This is a genomic window from Flavobacterium sp. MK4S-17 (genome assembly GCF_009848495.1).
Taxonomy (GTDB): Bacteria; Bacteroidota; Bacteroidia; order Flavobacteriales; family Flavobacteriaceae; genus Flavobacterium.
This window is the reverse complement of the sequence record NZ_WWEP01000035.1, coordinates 45,090-61,797: the sequence shown is the minus strand read 5'-3', so window position 1 is coordinate 61,797 and position 16,708 is coordinate 45,090. Positions and strand designations below refer to the sequence as shown.

The following is a 16,708-nucleotide window of genomic DNA, read 5'->3' as shown; positions in this document are numbered from 1 at the left end:
TTTTCTCGGTTTAATAACAGGCTGCTGACTTAAAAATACCCGCCATTAGGTATTTTTTAATAGTAACACGCTGTATAATTTAGCCACACTAACACTTAATACCTATTATTATGAAAAAATTAATCTTATCTGTAGCTGTCCTGGCTATAATGACAGTGGCAGCCTGTTCATCTGATGACGATGGCGGAAAATCTAAAGAAGGCTGTGTTACCTGCAGCATTACTTTTGAAGATGGAAGCAATACTAAAGAAGTTTGTAATGTAGACGGAATTGCTTTTGATGACGGCGACGATACTGGGGTAGATTATGATGACTATGTGGCAGGACAGGAGTCTTTAGGTTATAATTGTAATTAAACACAAGCTGGCTATCAGCCGGCTTTTTTCATAATATTTTACTAAAGGCTTTTCAGGAAGCCCAGTATTTTGTTTCTTTTGTTAGGCTAATTATTAAGTATTATGAAAAAATTATTATTCTCTTTAGCAGTATTTTCTGCAATTACATTTGCAGCATGCTCATCTGACGACGATAACAACACAGGCGGCAGTGCGTGCAGGACTTGTGAAATTGCGGGTGAAGATTCCTACAGGGTGTGCAGGGGTACTAACGGAAATGCTTTTGTAGATGACACCGACACCGGGGTTGAATATGGTGAATACCTTGACAGCTTCTGCGGATAGAAATACATTCATTATATTTGGTTAGAAAATAAACCAAATGAAAATAAAGGATATTATTGCCATACTTGAAGAAATGGCGCCACTATCTTATGCGGAAGATTTTGATAACACGGGGCTGCTTACAGGAAACGCTGATAATGAAGCCACGGGCGTGCTGGTTTGCCATGATGCCCTTGAAAAGGTTATTGACGAAGCTGTTTTAAAAAATTGTAATTTTATAGTAAGCTTCCACCCCATACTTTTTTCCGGGTTAAAAAAAATAACCGGGAAAAACTATGTGGAGCGCGCACTTATAAAAGCCATAAAAAATGACATTTCTATTTATGCCGTCCATACTGCGCTTGATAATCATAAGCATGGCGTAAACAAAATAATGTGCAATGCACTTGGGCTGCACAGTACCAGGATACTTATTCCCAAAGAAAATTATATAAAGAAACTGGTAACATACACCATACCCGAAAATGTAGACAAACTCCGTAATGCTTTATTTAATGCAGGCGCAGGAAATATAGGCAATTACGAAAACTGCAGCTTCAGCTCCCAGGGGCTGGGCACCTATCAGGGTAATGAAGACAGCAACCCTGCCATTGGAGAGCAAGGTGAATTTGTGGAAGGCAAAGAAATTAAAATAGAGGTAACCTTTGAAAAGCATCTGGAAAATAAAATACTAAAAGCCCTTTTTGCACACCATGTGTATGAAGAGGTTGCCTATGAAATTTACAGCCTTGAAAACAAGCACCAAAATATAGGGCTTGGAATGATTGGCGAACTTGAAAACGCTATGGCAGAAGAGGACTTCCTGCAAATGGTAAAGGAAAAAATGCAGGCAGGCGGAATAAGGCATAGTGCATTTACAGGAAAAAAAATAAAAAAAGTGGCAGTTTTAGGCGGTTCCGGGAGTTTTGCCATTAAAAATGCAATAGCAGCAGGCGCAGATGCTTACATTACTGCCGACCTGAAATACCACCAGTTTTATGAAGCGGAAGGAAAGCTTTTGCTTGCCGACATAGGACATTTTGAGAGTGAACGCTATACAAAAAATTACATAGTTGATTATCTTATGAAAAAAATCCCTAATTTTGCAATCATTTTATCGGAAGAAAATACAAATCCAGTTAAGTACTTATAAATATGGCGAATACCAAGGAATTAAGTGTTGAAGAAAAGTTAAGGGCACTTTATGATTTACAGTTAATTGATTCAAGGATTGACGAAATTAGGAACGTAAGGGGCGAACTGCCGCTTGAAGTGGAAGACCTTGAAGACGAAGTTGCAGGATTAACCACAAGGCTTGAAAAACTTAAAAACGACCTTGAGTCTATTGAAGACCAGATTAAAGAAAAGAAAAATGCCATAGATGAGCACAAGGCTTCGATAAAAAAATACAGCGAGCAGCAAAAAAATGTACGCAACAACAGGGAGTTTAATTCCTTAAGCAAGGAAATTGAGTTCCAGGAACTGGAAATACAGCTTGCCGAAAAACATATAAAGGAAATGAAAGCTTCCATAGAACATAAAAAAGAAGCCATTACCCAGTCGGAAGAAAAGCTGGAAGCTAAAAAAACCCATCTTCAGCATAAAAAATCTGAGCTTGATGCTATTATGTCTGAAACTGAAAAAGAAGAAAACTTCCTTCTTGAAAAATCAGCCGAGTACCAGCAGCAGATTGAAGAAAGGCTGCTTAACGCTTATAAAAGGATAAGGGGCAGCGTGAGAAACGGCCTTGCAGTAGTATCTATTGAAAGGGGCGCTTCGGCAGGTTCTTTCTTTACCATACCGCCGCAAACACAAATGGAAATTGCCAGCCGCAAAAAAATTATTACCGACGAACACAGCGGAAGGATTTTAGTGGACAGCGCACTTGCCGATGAGGAAAAAGAGAAAATGGAACAGTTGTTTTCCAAAATATAAATAGCAAACCCCGCAATGCGGGGTTTTTTTAACTGCCATGCAGAAGTTTTTTACCTATTTACTTAAAAAAGGGCTGGGTTTATATATTAACTTACTTAGTTATGTAGCACCAAAAAAGGCAAGCCGTATAGCCTATAAGTTTTTCAGTGAGCCCCGGGACGGGAGGTTAATTAAGGAGCAATTACCCGATATCCTCAGGGAAGCCGATGCTGAAATAATGACGCATGACTCTTTTGTTTTCCAGGTTTACACATGGCAGGGCAAACATAATAAAACCCTGTTGCTTGTACACGGTTGGGAAAGCAATGCCTCACGATGGGAGCAGTTTATACCCTACCTTAAAAACTCAGGCTATACTATTATTGCACTTGATGCGCCTGCACATGGGTTATCATCAGGCCATGAATTTACCATACCGCGCTATGCCGAATTCATCAATGTTATCATACACAAATACAAGCCTGAATATATGGTAGGCCATTCTTTAGGAGGTGCTACGGCATTATACTATCAATCGCATTACCCTAATGCTATTATAAAAAAACTGGTTATAATGGGCGCACCCTGCGACCTAAATACTATTCTGGCGAATTATGCAGGTATTTTAAGCCTTAACAACAATGTTTTTAAATTACTTAAAAAACACTTCTTTGACCATTTCCGGATTAAGACCGATGAGTTTTCCGGAAGCCTTTTTGCCTCAAAAATAAACGCTAAAGGATTATTGGTACATGATGTAAAAGATGAGGTAGTAAATTTCAGGGAAGGAAAAAAAATAGCAAAAGCCTGGCCCGATGCCGAGTTTTATATAACAAAAGGGCTTGGCCACAGCATGCATGATGATGCCCTGTATAATAAAATCTATTCCTTTCTTTTTAAAGAAGAATAATACAGATAATTGTATTTTTACATTATGGCAGAAGAACTGAAAAGGCTTAATAAATATATTTCTGAAACAGGTTATTGTTCCCGCAGGGAAGCCGATAAGCTGATTGAGGAAGGGCGTGTTACCATAAATGGCAATACTGCTATTATGGGCACTAAAATAAGCATTGATGATGAGGTGCGCATAAACGGTAAATTAATTAAGGAAAAAACAGGTAAACACACATACCTTGCTTTCAATAAACCTGTGGGTATTGAATGTACTACCAATCAGGATGTAAAAAACAATATAGTTGATTACATAAATTACCCGGAGCGGATATTCCCCATCGGCAGGCTTGACAAGGCCAGTGAAGGACTTATTTTCCTGACAAATGATGGCGATATTGTAAATAAAATATTACGCGCACGCAATAATCACGAAAAAGAATATATTGTAACTGTAAATAAACCAATTACCGACAGGTTTATACAGCGCATGGGTAATGGCGTACCCATATTAGATACAGTTACGCGAAAGTGCAAAGTAGAGCAGGTTAGCAAATATGTATTCAGGATAGTACTTACACAGGGGCTTAACAGGCAGATACGCCGTATGTGCGAATATCTGGGCTATGAGGTTACAGCACTAAAGCGCATAAGGATAATTAATATATCGCTTGATGTGCCTTTGGGCCGGTACAGGGATTTAACCGCTGCTGAGATAAAAGAATTAAACAAGCTTATTGCACCAAGCAGTAAAACAGAAGAAGCCAGCCTGCCAAAACAAGCTGTGAAACCAGCCAATAACACGAACAATACCAATAAAATAAACCACAATAACAAAAACAATGGAAGTAAAAGACAGCAACGGTAACATATTAAATGATGGCGATACCGTAACCGTAATCAAAGATTTAAAAGTAAAGAGTTCATCTGCCGTAATTAAACGCGGCACCACCGTTAAAAACATACGCCTTACAGACGACCCTGCCGAAATAGACTGCCGCGTTAATAAAGTGGCTATGGTACTTCGCACAGAGTTTGTGAAGAAATCATAATACTGTAAAAAAAAATAACATCCTGAAAAATACCTTTTAGGATGTTATTTTAAATTATAAAATCAGATTTTAATTTCTGTACTTTCTTTGTTCTCTTGCCAATAAGGTGTTTTTTAAGAGCATAGCAATGGTCATAGGGCCTACTCCGCCTGGTACAGGCGTTATAAATGATGCCTTTTTGCTTACATTTTCAAAATCAACATCACCTGTTATTTTATACCCTTTTTCAGATGTTTCATCGGCAACACGGGTAATGCCCACATCAATAACCACGGCATCATCTTTTATCATTTCCGCTTTCAGGTAATTAGGCACGCCAAGTGCTGTAATAATAATATCGGCCTGTGTGGTTATCTGGTTTATATTTTTAGTATGGCTGTGGGTTAATGTTACTGTACTGTTACCCGGAAAGCCCTTGCGCCCCATTAATATACTCATGGGCCTGCCAACAATATGGCTGCGCCCTATCACTACTGTATGCTTTCCTGTGGTTTGCACATTATAACGCTCCAGCAGCTCCAGTATGCCAAATGGCGTTGCCGGTATAAAAGATGTCATATCCAGTGCCATTTTACCAAAGTTTTCAGGATGGAAGCCGTCCACATCCTTACTTGGGTCAATAGCCATAATCACCTTTTGGGTGTCAATTTGTTTTGGCAGTGGCAACTGTACTATAAAGCCATCAATATCATCATCCTGGTTTAGCTCCTCAATTTTTTTAAGCAATTCCATTTCTGATGTTGTGCCGGGCATCCTTACCAGCGTAGATTCAAAACCCACCCGCTCGCAGGCTTTTACCTTGCTGCCCACGTAGGTAAGGCTGGCACCATCATTACCCACTATAACCGCAGCAAGATGGGGCACCTTTTCCCCCTTTTCTTTCATTTTGTTTACTTCGGCAGCAATCTCGTTTTTAATGTCTTCCGAAGTTTTTTTACCATCCAGTAATTGCATTGTGTGTTGTATTTAGTTTAGAATAGAATACCAATTAAAAAGACGCGGTTACCCGCGCCTTTATGTTTTATTGTTATGGCCTCATCCCTTTCATGCCGCCCATCATCCGCATCATGTTCCTGGCACCGCCGCCCTGCATCATCTTCATCATTTTGCTCATCTGGTCAAACTGCTTCAGCAACTGGTTAACCTGCTGTATTGATGTACCTGAACCTTTAGCTATCCTGTTTTTCCTTTTGGCATCAAGTATTGAAGGCTTGCTGCGCTCTTTAGGTGTCATGGAATGGATTATTGCCTCAATATGCTTAAAGGCATCATCTTCAATCTCCACATCTTTAAGGGCTTTGCCTGCTCCGGGTATCATGCCTACAAGGTCTTTCATGTTACCCATTTTCTTTACTTGCTGTATCTGCGAAAGAAAATCATCAAAGCCAAATTCATTTTTGGCAATTTTCTTTTGAAGCTTGCGGGCTTCTTCTTCATCATACTGTTCCTGTGCCCTTTCCACAAGCGATACTACGTCGCCCATACCAAGAATACGGTCGGCCATACGGTTCGGATAGAACACGTCTATCGCTTCCATCTTTTCGCCTGTACCAATAAACTTAATAGGTTTATCTACAACCGACTTAATTGAAATGGCTGCACCACCACGGGTATCACCATCCAGCTTGGTTAATATAACACCGTCAAAATTAAGCCTGTCATTAAATGCCTTAGCAGTATTAACAGCATCCTGACCTGTCATGGCATCAACTACAAAAAGTGTTTCCTGTGGGGTTATAGCCTTATGCACATTGGCAATTTCGTTCATCATTTCCTCGTCAACCGCAAGGCGGCCGGCGGTATCCACAATTACTACATTAAAGCCATTTGCCTTGGCATGTTCAATAGCATTTTGCGCTATTTGTACCGGGTTTTTATTCCCTTCTTCCGAATATACCTCAACACCTATCTGTCCGCCTACTACATGTAGCTGGTTAATAGCCGCAGGACGGTAAACGTCGCACGCTACAAGCAAAGGTTTTTTATTTTTCTTGGTTTTTAAATAGTTGGCAAGCTTTCCTGAAAAGGTTGTTTTACCCGAACCCTGCAAACCTGACATTAAAATAACCGAAGGGTTGCCCGAAAGGTTAATGCCTGTGGCATCGCCCCCCATAAGTTCGGTAAGCTCATCTTTAACTATCTTAACCATCAACTGGCCCGGCTGTAATGTAGTCAATACATTTTCGCCCATAGCTTTTTCCTTAACCCTTGTGGTAAAGTCTTTTGCTATTTTAAAGTTAACGTCGGCATCAAGCAATGCCCTGCGTACTTCCTTTAAAGTATCGGCTACGTTAACTTCGGTAATTTTACCGTGCCCTTTAAGTATATGTAAAGCTTTATCTAACTTATCGCTTAAATTATCAAACATAAACTGTGATTCTTTTATAGAGGTGCAAATTTAAGGATTTGATTTTGAAGTTAGGAACTTATAAATAAAAAAACCAGCCTGATAAGGCCGGTTTTTACTAAAAACGAAATTTATTTACAATGGCTTAAATGCAAAATCTATATAAGGTACCATTCCATAGTCAGGATTGGTACTGCCGCCCCCGCCATAAAAACGCGCCTGGTGTACCGTTATGCCATTGGCGGTTGCGGGCAGCATAGTAGATAAACCCCATCTTACCGTACCTATGCCCTGCCCTTCGGCATATGAGCCAATAGAACGTTTAATAGTATAATTTTCATTTGCGTTAATACTTACTTCCGGTATGGAAACATACTCCATAGCAGTATCAGAAAAACTGTGGTTACCTGAATATACCACATTATCATTACCATCCAGTATTTCTATAAGGTATGAAACAGATGCTGTTTCACCTTTGTAGCCTATACTGCATATTGTTCCGCCCTGGTCTGAACTGAATGTGTACTCATGCGTAAATGTATCCATTGTGAACTGCTCACCACCGCTAAGGCTGTTAAATAATTGAGTATATGCCGTGTTTTCTGTATCACATTCTTCTGATGCATTTTCACATTCCGAGATTTCGTCCTGTAGTGCCGACAGGAATTCGTCATTTGAGTTTACTGTTATTAACTCTCCGCCAAATCCATTTATTGACAAAGGATATTCAAAAGCATAAGACTCATCAAAATCAAGTTGGGCAATAAGGTCTTCCAAATCGGTTTCTTCATCAATAACTATTGTACCATCCGGCTGGTTGTCAGAATCATAAACAAGTATAGTTACAGGCAGGTCAAGGCTCACACAATCGGTAAGGTTTGGGTTAAGTGCCAATGCCGATAATAACGAAGTTAACTCAGAGCTAAGGTTCAGCGCATCAGGATCGGCACTTACAGTCCCAGAATCATCATCGCTGCAGGATGCCGCAATAAATCCTGTTAAGACAAAAGCTGCTAAAAGTTTGAAAAATTTGTTCATATAAAGTGTTTTAAGTTAGTTTAAAGCAATGAGGTAAAGAAACCGGCTCGGAAATCAAGCCGGTTCTTTGGAAAAAACTTGAATATTTAAAAAAACACAACTACTCAATTAATTAAAATGACGGTTTATTATAAAAACATTTAAAAATAAAAATACCCTACCGTAATTTAACAAAAAAAATGATTTTATAAACTATCCAAGTTATAGCACATTGCCTTTGCAGGTATATTTTTTTTTATAATTTAACGCCCAATTACAGCACCATGAAAAAAATTGCGCTTACCGGTATCTGCGAAGAAAAAATGTTTTCTGCTTTTTTCAGCAAGCATGCCAAAACCCTGCGCAATTACCTTTTTTATAAATTTGGCAATGAAGACCAGGCAGAAGATGTTGCGCAGGAAGCCTTTATTAAGCTATGGCAAAATTGTGCCGATGTGCCGCCCGAAAAAGCAAGATCATTTTTATACACAGTAGCCAATAACACTTCCTTAAACCATATAGCACACCAAAAAGTGGTACTTCAATATGCAAAAAAAACAGGGGCAAATGCTACAGACGGGCAAAGTCCTGAATTTTTGATGGAAGAGGAGCAATTTAAAATTAAACTGCAAAATGCTATAGGCGGACTTACCGAAGCACAGCGCACCGCTTTCCTGCTGCACCGGATAGACGGAAAAAAATACCATGAAATAGCCGATATATTAGGAATAAGCATAAAGGCTGTAGAAAAAAGGATACATGGCGCCCTGGTAGAATTACGAAAACAAATTGAAAATATAAGGTAGGGATTTTTATACTATAACTGTTTAAGCAAAAAAGGAATATTGAGATGAAAGATGATGTTACACTTGCCAGGTGGCTTAACGGAGAAATGGATGAAAATGAACTGAGGGAGTTTATGGCTTCACCCGGCTTTGAAACATACAGCAAAATAAAAGAATATTCTGCACAGCTAACAGCTCCTAAGGGAGATATGGACTTGCTTTACAACCGCATAGAAAAGCAGAGAAACAAGCGCCGTATAAGAAAATTAAATCCGTGGGTGGCAAGAATAGCTGCAGTGCTTGTTATTACATTGGGCTTAACTATGTTTTTTTATGCAACGCATACCACTACCGTAACCACTGCCCATGCAAGCCGATCGGAATTTTTATTACCTGATGATTCACAGGTTGTGCTTAATTCAGGAACCGAAGTGGAATACAGGAAATGGAACTGGCAGAATAATCGCGAAATTGAACTGGATGGTGAAGCTTTTTTTAAAGTAGCCAAAGGAAAAACTTTTGATGTTATAACCGATTTAGGCACTATTACAGTGGTAGGCACACAGTTTAATGTTAAGGAGCGTGGCAACCGCCTGGAAGTTTCCTGTTTTGAAGGCAAAGTTAAGGTTTCCTATACTGGCAAGAGCATTTTATTGCTGCCGGGTAAAAGCATTATAATTGAACATGGCAAAGGCGCTGTAGCCACCATAAATATAGAAAACAACAATCCGGGATGGATTAATAATGAAGCGGAGTTTTATAAAGAAACTCTGGAGGGCATAACTAAAGAAATTGAAAGGCAGTATAATGTGGAAATTTCCATACCTTTAGTACCGGTTAAGCGTTTTACGGGGACTATTCCCACCAATGACCTTAACACTGCCCTTGATATTGTAAAAACTGTATATCACTTAAAATCTGAAAGGGCAGGTAATAAAATTATACTGTCTGCTGAATGAGGTTAAACACAGGATGTATTTTAAGCATACTTTTATTTTTTTTAATTGTCCCCAAGTGCTTAGGGCAGGACGAAAAGAAAAGTATTGAATTAAAAAAAATCCTGATTGATATTGCTGAAAAACATAAAATTAAGTTCAGCTACCTTGAGGAAGATATATTTGGGCACAGCATATTCCCCCCGCCCGGTACCATGCCGCTTAAGGCCAAACTGGTGTATATTACCAACCGCACAGGCCTTAACTTTAAACAGAGCAGCAATAATATTTTAATTTTTTCAGGTAGGCTGCCGCAAAAAAAAATATTTTGCGCTTACCTTACTGATGAAATAGGACAACCTATTGAAAATGCCGTAATACAGTACCGAAACCAACAAAAAATTGTAACAGGTACCGATGGCTATTTTGAATTACCCCAAAACCTGCCGGATACGCTTTATATTGACCATTTGGGATACCAGCCCCTTAAAGTGGTTACTGATTATAATGAAGCGGACTGCCAGAAAATAGTTTTAATACTGGACATACTAATGCTGGATGAGATAGTAACAGAACGCTATCTTGCCAAAGGAATCTCCAAACTTAAAGATGGCGGTTTCAGTATCCAGCCTAAAAAATTTGGGATACTGCCGGGGCTTATCGAGCCCGACGTGCTTTTGGCAATGCAGCAGCTGCCGGGCATAGGCAGTATAGATGAAACGGTTTCCAATATTAACGTAAGGGGTGGCACACATGACCAGAACCTATTTTTATGGAATGGCATACGCCTTTTCCAGACAGGCCATTTTTTTGGGTTGATTTCCGCACTTAATCCTAACCTGGGACACAGCATAAAAATTTATAAAAACGGTACGCCCGCGTTATATGGCGATAGTGTTTCAAGCGTGGTGAATATTTCCTCGCGTTCCAATGAAATAGGTGAAACTTCGGCAAGTGTAGGGAGTAATATGATAAGTGCTGATGCTTATACCAATATAAAACTTTCAGAAAATACAGGTGTTGAGCTTTCTGCCCGACGTTCCTTTACTGATGTACTTGATTTTCCCACTTATAATAAATATTCGCAGCGTATTTTTCAAAATACCGTTGTAACCCAGTTAAATAACAGTACCGATGTAAACTATAAAAGTGATAAGGAATTTTATTTTTATGATTTTACGGGGCAGTTTCATCAAAAATTTAAGGGGGGCAATACGTTATATTTTAATATTATTGGCATAAACAACAACCTCGACTTTACCGAAGGCACTATTACAGAAACCAACGTAGTTACCAAATTGAGCAGCCTTGACCAGCAGACACTGGGAGGGAATATTGCATGGAATAAAAATTGGGATGATAATAAAAGCATAGGGCTCTCTTTGTATGGCTCGCGTTATAATGTTGATGCTACCAATGCCTCCATTGAGTCAAACCAGGTAACCCGGCAGCACAATGAAATTTTTGATGCAGGGCTGAATTTTACATTCAGTAGTCCGTTAACCCGCACTATAAAGCTAAACAGTAGTTACCAATTTAATACTACTTCTATTAATAACCGTGATGAAACAAATTTAGTAACGGCTTCAACTGAAATAAGTGAAAATATAGATATACATGCACTTTCAGGGGAAATGGAATATCATACAGATGGCAATAATTTATACACAAGGCTGGGTATGCGTTTTAATTACATAACGCAGTTTGATATGTTTTATGCCGAACCCCGCCTGCAGGCTAATTATCTCATAAATGGCAATTGGCAGATTGAAGTGTTGGCAGAACAAAAAAGCCAATCCCTGTCTCAGGTGGTAGAACTGCAAAATGATTTTCTGGGCATAGAAAAAAGGAGATGGACACTTGCCAATAATAATGATATACCTGTACAGAAGAGCAGACAGGCTTCTATCGGGGCGACCTATAAAAACCGTGGCTGGCTTATTACTATTGATAACTTTTACAAAAAAGTGAATGGTATTACTACAGGCGGACAGGCATTTCAGGATCAGCATGAAGGGTTGCAGGCTACCGGCAGTTATACCGTTTATGGCACAGAATTTTTAATACAAAAACAGTTTCAAGATTTTTATGCCTGGTTGGGCTATACATGGAATAATAACAGGTATAATTTTAAAGATTTCCCCACTTCCAGCTTTCCAAGTAATTTCCAGATAGCACATACCATAAATTCAGCAGTGGTTTATGAATGGAAAAAACTGGAGCTTGCTTTGGGCTCAAGGTGGTTTTCGGGCAGGCCCTATACTGCACCCTTAAGCAACTTTCCTGTTTATGGCAATAACGGCAGCCCTGCAGTATCCTACTCCCAACCCAATGCATTTCATATAGGGAGTTTTATGCAGTTTAATTTTTCTGCTAACTACACCCTTCAGATAGCTGAAAAATATAATTTACAGTTAGGGTTATCCATACTTAATATTTTTAACAGGCAAAATATTATTAACCGTTATTACCGTATTAACCCTGAAACAGAAAATATAGAAAGGGTAAATACCTATGCACTGGAAAGAACACCAAATGCACTTATAAAATTTAGCTTTTAAAACTGAAAGTAAATAAAAGGCTGTGGCCCTGCGGAAGCTGCCGCATAAACAAGCCAGTAAACAAAACCTAATAAAACTGCTTTCCCTGCAAGTGGCGTCCTGTTAAAAGCCTGCCTCATGGCATTTATTATGCTTTCAGGTAAAAAATGCCAAACATAGCCTGCAAACATCAGCATAAAAACATTTTTATAACCCATAATTATAGTTTGCCACTGCTGCGGGTTAAAGGTTACTTTGGTAATATTATCCAACACATCCATAGCTGTAGGAAAATCCTTTGCCCTGAAAAATATCCAGCAAAATGCTACAAAATGAAAAGTAAGCACCACCGAAACAAAATGCCATAAAGCACCTGCTGCTGTTTTCTTTGCATCTTTTTTAGGGGGAAAAAATTCCATAAATATTTTATGCACGGCAAGTGCTATACCGTGCAGCGCACCCCACACAATAAACCGCAGGCTTGCCCCATGCCACAAACCACCCAGCAGCATGGTGGTAAGCAGGTTGCTATTGGTGTACATGGTTTTCTCTTTATTTTTTGACAGCATAAAGGTGAGTATAAAAACCAGCAATGCACTTACCCCTATAATTAAAGGCCAGTTGCTTGTACCTGAATATTGAATACCCCAAACTATAAGCCCGAAGAAAAATAAAGCCGGAAAAAGGAAACCGGCAAATGAGCCATGCCTATTCCCTCCAACAGATATATATAGAAAGTCCTTAAGCCATGTTGATAAGGATATGTGCCACCTGCGCCAGAATTCGGTTATGCTTGCCGATTTATAGGGAGTATGGAAGTTAGGCGGAAGCTCAAAACCTAAAAGCAGGGCAATACCGATAGCCATATCCGAATATCCTGAAAAGTCACAGTAAATCTGTATAGTGTAACCATAGGAAGCCATAAGGTTTTCAAAAGCTGTATAGCTATTAGGCGAATCAAAAACACGGTCAACAAAATTTACCGATATATAATCTGAAATAACAGTTTTTTTAATAAGCCCTCCAATAATAAGGAAAAGCCCATAATTTACATCCTGTTTGGTGATAGACAGCTTCTCGTAAATTTTCGGGATAAAATCTTTAGCCCTTACTATAGGACCTGCCACAAGCTGGGGGAAAAAGGAAACAAAAAACAAATAATCAAGGTAATTTTTTGCAGGCGTTATTTCCTTACGGTAAATTTCTATAGTATAGCTTATGGACTGAAAGGTATAAAATGATATACCCACCGGCAATATAACATCATAAAAGGAGAATTTACCACCAAAAAGGTCGTTATAATTGCCTATAAGGAAATTAGTATATTTAAAATACCCTAAAAAAGTAAGGTTGATTATTACACTAAACCAAACATATAACTTCCGCTGTAACTCTCTTGTTTCCCGGTATAAAAAATAGCTTAAGGTATAATCTACTATTGTAGTAAACAACAGCAGCAGGAAATACATTCCGCTGGATTTATAGTAAAAGAAAACAGAGAAGCAAACCACATACAAAATACGCAGATGAAATGTTTTCCTAAGCAACAGGTAAATACCGTAAAACACAATAAACAGTCCCAAAAACAGCCCTGTATTAAATAGCAGAGGCTTCTTAGGGTTGTAAGTAAACCACTCCTGCACATCCTGCCAGCCCACGTGTGGCAATATATCTGTAAACTGCATCAATCCCTGTTGTTTTTAAAATTCTGGTAGGCTTTTAAAAAAGCTTCTGAAAACATCTCTCCCTGTTTCTGATATCCCTGTACTGAATAATGAACCCTATCGGATGACATTAAGCCCTTTGCAGCGTTGCGCTTTACACCAAATAATCCCCCTAGCTCTGTAAACATATCCCACGAAGCATAATGTTTTACTGTTTCCTGCATCAGTATGTTTTTTGCATAGTCGGCTACAAAAGTATTTGGGTATTTCCGTTTAAATAAAGAAGGCGGCGGTGTCATTACCAAAATACAGGCATCGGGGCAAGCACTGCGCACATTATCAATAAATATATTCAGCTGTACCATGTACTCTTCCGTAGTAAGTTTGTCAAATGATTCATTTGTCCCTAATGAAACAACCACCATATCAGGCTGCAAAACAGGTAATTGTTTAAAGAACAAAGGATACTTATTATAGTCAGATGCCTTTGCGCCGTTAACTCCGATATTGTGATATATAACGCCGGGAGAATCTTTTTCCAGCACTATCCCATTTAAATTATATTGCTTCGCATCCTTATTTGGCAAAAGGTATATTTTATCCATGCGTTTTACGCTATGGTAATAAAAATTTTCGGTAGTATCAGCAGCCAAAGGCAGGGGAATAAATTCTGAACGCTTTATTTCCTTTTTTTCCATTTCCTGTGTTGGGATAGATAATGTTTTACCTGCCCTGATATTATCAGTACGCAAACCATTGGCATTTTTAAGCTGCGTTACGGTAATGCCATATTTTCGTGCAATAGTGCCTAACACTTCGCCCCTTTTTATTTTGTGGGAAATCTTTTTAGGTACTGTTGATTCTACCACAATAGTTTTGGAGCTTGTGGCAATATCAAAATCCTGTGTTACACCCGGGGTAATAACCTTTATAGTATTAAAATTATAAGCCGTATCCCTAATGGTCATCTCAATAATAAAATCTTCTTTGGTAACCAGTGCAATACCGCTAAGCCCTACCTGCATGCCCTGTTCGGGCGGATAGATGTTCCGCCTGCTGTCCCACGAAATATTGGAGGAGTATCTTATATAGTCGCTGCCATTTGTTTTTGCAAGCCTGTGCGGAAAATTAAAGCCACTGCCGGCATTTCCAAAATGTTCCTGCAGCATTTTGCGTATTGTACCGCTAAACAGGTCGGCCTGGATATGGGAGTCGCCAATATGAACAATATTTACTTTTCCTGCCTTTTGCTCTTCAAGGAGGCTGAGTTTTTCGAAGAGCAGCTTTAATGCCGATGTATTGGTTATAATGTTATCGGGCACCACTTCAACAGAGTCTATAATTATACTGTCCGTAGCTACTTCTGTGCTGTCGGTTTGAGAAAAACAGTTGGTTAAAGTAAGGCTAAGCAGCAGGGCTAAAAAACTATTCCGCATGGGTAGAATCTGTATTATGTATTACCGAATCTTTTTTTACCGGCTGCGGTTTTGACTTGGCAGGCTTAAAACCTTTAAGTTTTTTATACTGCTCATAACCATTATTTAACTGGTTATAAATAAAATCAGCTATTTTTTTGGAGCCCCGGAAATTAAAATGAGTATAATCCTTATTAGCAAGTGCGGGTACTTCTTCCACCCATTTTACCATAGAGCCATCGCCGCCCATTAGCATATAAAGGTTAACAAAACCCGACTCTGTTTGCACAGCATATCTTTTCTGTGCTTCTGTTAAAGGCACAACAGCCGAATCGGTTTTCATCTCCATTTCATATTTGGTAGATTTATCCGCAGTTGATATAATCAGTACGGCAGTACCCGGAAAACATTCCCTTATATGGTCAACCACCTTTGCCATGCGCTTTTCATACCACGAATAATTATAGGAACCGTAATTAAGTACGTTTGTGCCGTAATGTAGTATTATAAGGTCATAACCAAGTTTTTGGTTAAAAGCCTTCATCAGCCTTGTATTAAAAATGGAAATAGGCAGCCCTGAATTACCCCGATTGGAAAAATTATCTACATGCACGCCTTTGCCGTCATCAAAATTAAAACCGTAAAAAGGTATTGAATCGGCAGCAATAAATTCTGCCCGGAATGACTTTAAGTTTCCGTTGGCTATAGTAAGTGTATTAAGCTGTTCGGCAGGGTTCAGCTTTTTATACAAGGTATCTGCTCCTGTAATAACAGCTATACTTGCCTGTGTATTGCCCGACTTACCGTAATATAATGTTGGGTTATTAAGCTGTGCTGTATGCCTGCCGTTAGTAGCCCTGTATTTTACCCATACCGGGTTTACAGTATCATGCTTTGTAAAAAATACATGCCCGTTTACGCCAAAGGGTACTTTGGGATGCTTAATGTTAAGATATGACTGGGTTTTCCAGTTTGACGAAAACTGGTGTGTGAGCGTACTCCTTGAACCCGCCGATTCTGAAGTGATATTTACAAAGCCCACACCTTCTCCGCCAAAACGATCCTGGAGGCTTGTCCGCAAATCTTTCACAATCATATCGCCGTCTGTCATGGAGTCACCAAAATAGGCAATACGCACATTGCCCTGCTGCCTGTTTTCAAGCTGAAGCAGTTTCTCGTAAAAAGATATTAAGTGCTGGTAGCCTTTGTAATTTTCAAAAGTCTCGGCCGGAAACTGTATGCCGTTATCTTTTTTAAAGGTAATTTTGGCATTGCTAAGAGTGTCCTTGCCTTTTCTCACCACAGTGTCGGTAGTTTCCTGTACCGCCTCAAGCAAAAGGCTGTCGATTACCACATTTTTGGTAGTGGGTGCGCTTTCCGTAAAAATTTTGCGGGGCAAAAACTGCCTGAATACCACAAATGCAATTACAGACAATACAACTATTGTAAATGACTGTATAAAATAAGGCTTATTATGGCTCACAAA

15 protein-coding genes and 1 pseudogene are annotated in these 16,708 nt (G+C 39.2%); 10 read left to right on the top strand and 6 right to left on the bottom strand.

Annotated features, from left to right (window positions below; translation table 11 throughout):
* Positions 1–110 precede the first annotated feature (110 nt).
* The 7 genes and pseudogenes from GSF09_RS11710 to GSF09_RS11680 all read left to right on the top strand — a co-directional run.
* Entirely contained in the window at positions 111–356 is a 246-nt protein-coding gene (locus GSF09_RS11710) for a hypothetical protein (protein WP_159801626.1), read from the top strand.
* 102 nt (positions 357–458) lie between these two features.
* Entirely contained in the window at positions 459–680 is a 222-nt protein-coding gene (locus GSF09_RS11705) for a hypothetical protein (RefSeq protein ID WP_159801624.1), read from the top strand.
* A 37-nt stretch (positions 681–717) separates the two neighbouring features.
* Positions 718–1,812 (top strand): Nif3-like dinuclear metal center hexameric protein, encoded by a 1,095-nt coding sequence (locus tag GSF09_RS11700; RefSeq protein ID WP_159801622.1) that lies wholly within the window; start codon positions 718–720, stop codon positions 1,810–1,812.
* 2 nt (positions 1,813–1,814) lie between these two features.
* A complete protein-coding gene (locus GSF09_RS11695; protein ID WP_159801620.1) occupies positions 1,815–2,594 on the top strand; it encodes a zinc ribbon domain-containing protein in 780 nt (259 codons plus the stop codon).
* Positions 2,595–2,631: 37 nt separating this feature from the next.
* Positions 2,632–3,483, top strand: a complete 852-nt coding sequence (locus tag GSF09_RS11690; RefSeq protein WP_159801618.1) for an alpha/beta fold hydrolase — start codon at positions 2,632–2,634, stop codon at positions 3,481–3,483.
* Positions 3,484–3,507: 24 nt separating this feature from the next.
* Positions 3,508–4,335 carry a 23S rRNA pseudouridine(2604) synthase RluF gene (gene rluF, locus GSF09_RS11685; RefSeq protein WP_159801616.1) on the top strand — a complete coding sequence of 276 codons (828 nt, stop codon included), beginning with the start codon at positions 3,508–3,510 and terminating at the stop codon, positions 4,333–4,335.
* Positions 4,319–4,519: pseudogene (locus GSF09_RS11680) on the top strand (alkylphosphonate utilization protein); the annotation flags it as partial. The gene rluF and the pseudogene GSF09_RS11680, both read left to right, overlap by 17 nt.
* A 69-nt stretch (positions 4,520–4,588) precedes the next feature.
* Here the strand turns inward: GSF09_RS11680 and GSF09_RS11675 are convergent.
* From GSF09_RS11675 to GSF09_RS11665, 3 genes are all read right to left on the bottom strand, one after another.
* Entirely contained in the window at positions 4,589–5,473 is an 885-nt protein-coding gene (locus tag GSF09_RS11675) for a bifunctional 5,10-methylenetetrahydrofolate dehydrogenase/5,10-methenyltetrahydrofolate cyclohydrolase (RefSeq protein ID WP_159801612.1), read from the bottom strand.
* A gap of 73 nt (positions 5,474–5,546) precedes the next feature.
* On the bottom strand, positions 5,547–6,887 hold the full coding sequence (ffh, locus tag GSF09_RS11670) for a signal recognition particle protein (RefSeq protein ID WP_159801610.1): 1,341 nt from the start codon (positions 6,885–6,887) through the stop codon (positions 5,547–5,549).
* A gap of 114 nt (positions 6,888–7,001) precedes the next feature.
* Positions 7,002–7,904, bottom strand: coding sequence for a hypothetical protein (locus tag GSF09_RS11665; RefSeq protein WP_159801608.1), 903 nt, complete (start codon positions 7,902–7,904; stop codon positions 7,002–7,004).
* A 263-nt stretch (positions 7,905–8,167) separates the two neighbouring features.
* Here GSF09_RS11665 and GSF09_RS11660 point away from each other — a divergent pair, with 263 nt between their 5' ends.
* Genes GSF09_RS11660 through GSF09_RS11650 form a run of 3 tightly spaced genes read left to right on the top strand, consistent with a single transcriptional unit; the run spans position 8,168 to position 12,164 of the window.
* Entirely contained in the window at positions 8,168–8,689 is a 522-nt protein-coding gene (locus GSF09_RS11660) for an RNA polymerase sigma factor (protein WP_159801606.1), read from the top strand.
* Positions 8,690–8,733: 44 nt separating this feature from the next.
* Entirely contained in the window at positions 8,734–9,627 is an 894-nt protein-coding gene (locus GSF09_RS11655) for a FecR family protein (protein WP_159801604.1), read from the top strand.
* Positions 9,624–12,164 (top strand): TonB-dependent receptor plug domain-containing protein, encoded by a 2,541-nt coding sequence (locus GSF09_RS11650; RefSeq protein ID WP_159801602.1) that lies wholly within the window; start codon positions 9,624–9,626, stop codon positions 12,162–12,164. Before GSF09_RS11655 ends, GSF09_RS11650 begins: the two co-directional genes overlap by 4 nt.
* Here the strand turns inward: GSF09_RS11650 and GSF09_RS11645 are convergent.
* Genes GSF09_RS11645 through GSF09_RS11635 form a run of 3 tightly spaced genes read right to left on the bottom strand, consistent with a single transcriptional unit; the run spans position 12,161 to position 16,705 of the window.
* Complete coding sequence (locus tag GSF09_RS11645) at positions 12,161–13,828, bottom strand: MBOAT family protein (RefSeq protein WP_159801837.1); 1,668 nt, start codon at positions 13,826–13,828, stop codon at positions 12,161–12,163. The genes GSF09_RS11650 and GSF09_RS11645 overlap by 4 nt on opposite strands.
* The gene (locus tag GSF09_RS11640; RefSeq protein WP_159801600.1) at positions 13,828–15,243 is read right to left on the bottom strand and encodes a LysM peptidoglycan-binding domain-containing protein; all 1,416 of its coding nucleotides are present in this window, start codon (positions 15,241–15,243) and stop codon (positions 13,828–13,830) included. The genes GSF09_RS11645 and GSF09_RS11640 overlap by 1 nt, the downstream gene beginning before the upstream one ends.
* Entirely contained in the window at positions 15,233–16,705 is a 1,473-nt protein-coding gene (locus tag GSF09_RS11635) for a hypothetical protein (protein WP_201309356.1), read from the bottom strand. Before GSF09_RS11635 ends, GSF09_RS11640 begins: the two co-directional genes overlap by 11 nt.
* Between the last annotated feature and the right edge of the window lie 3 nt (positions 16,706–16,708).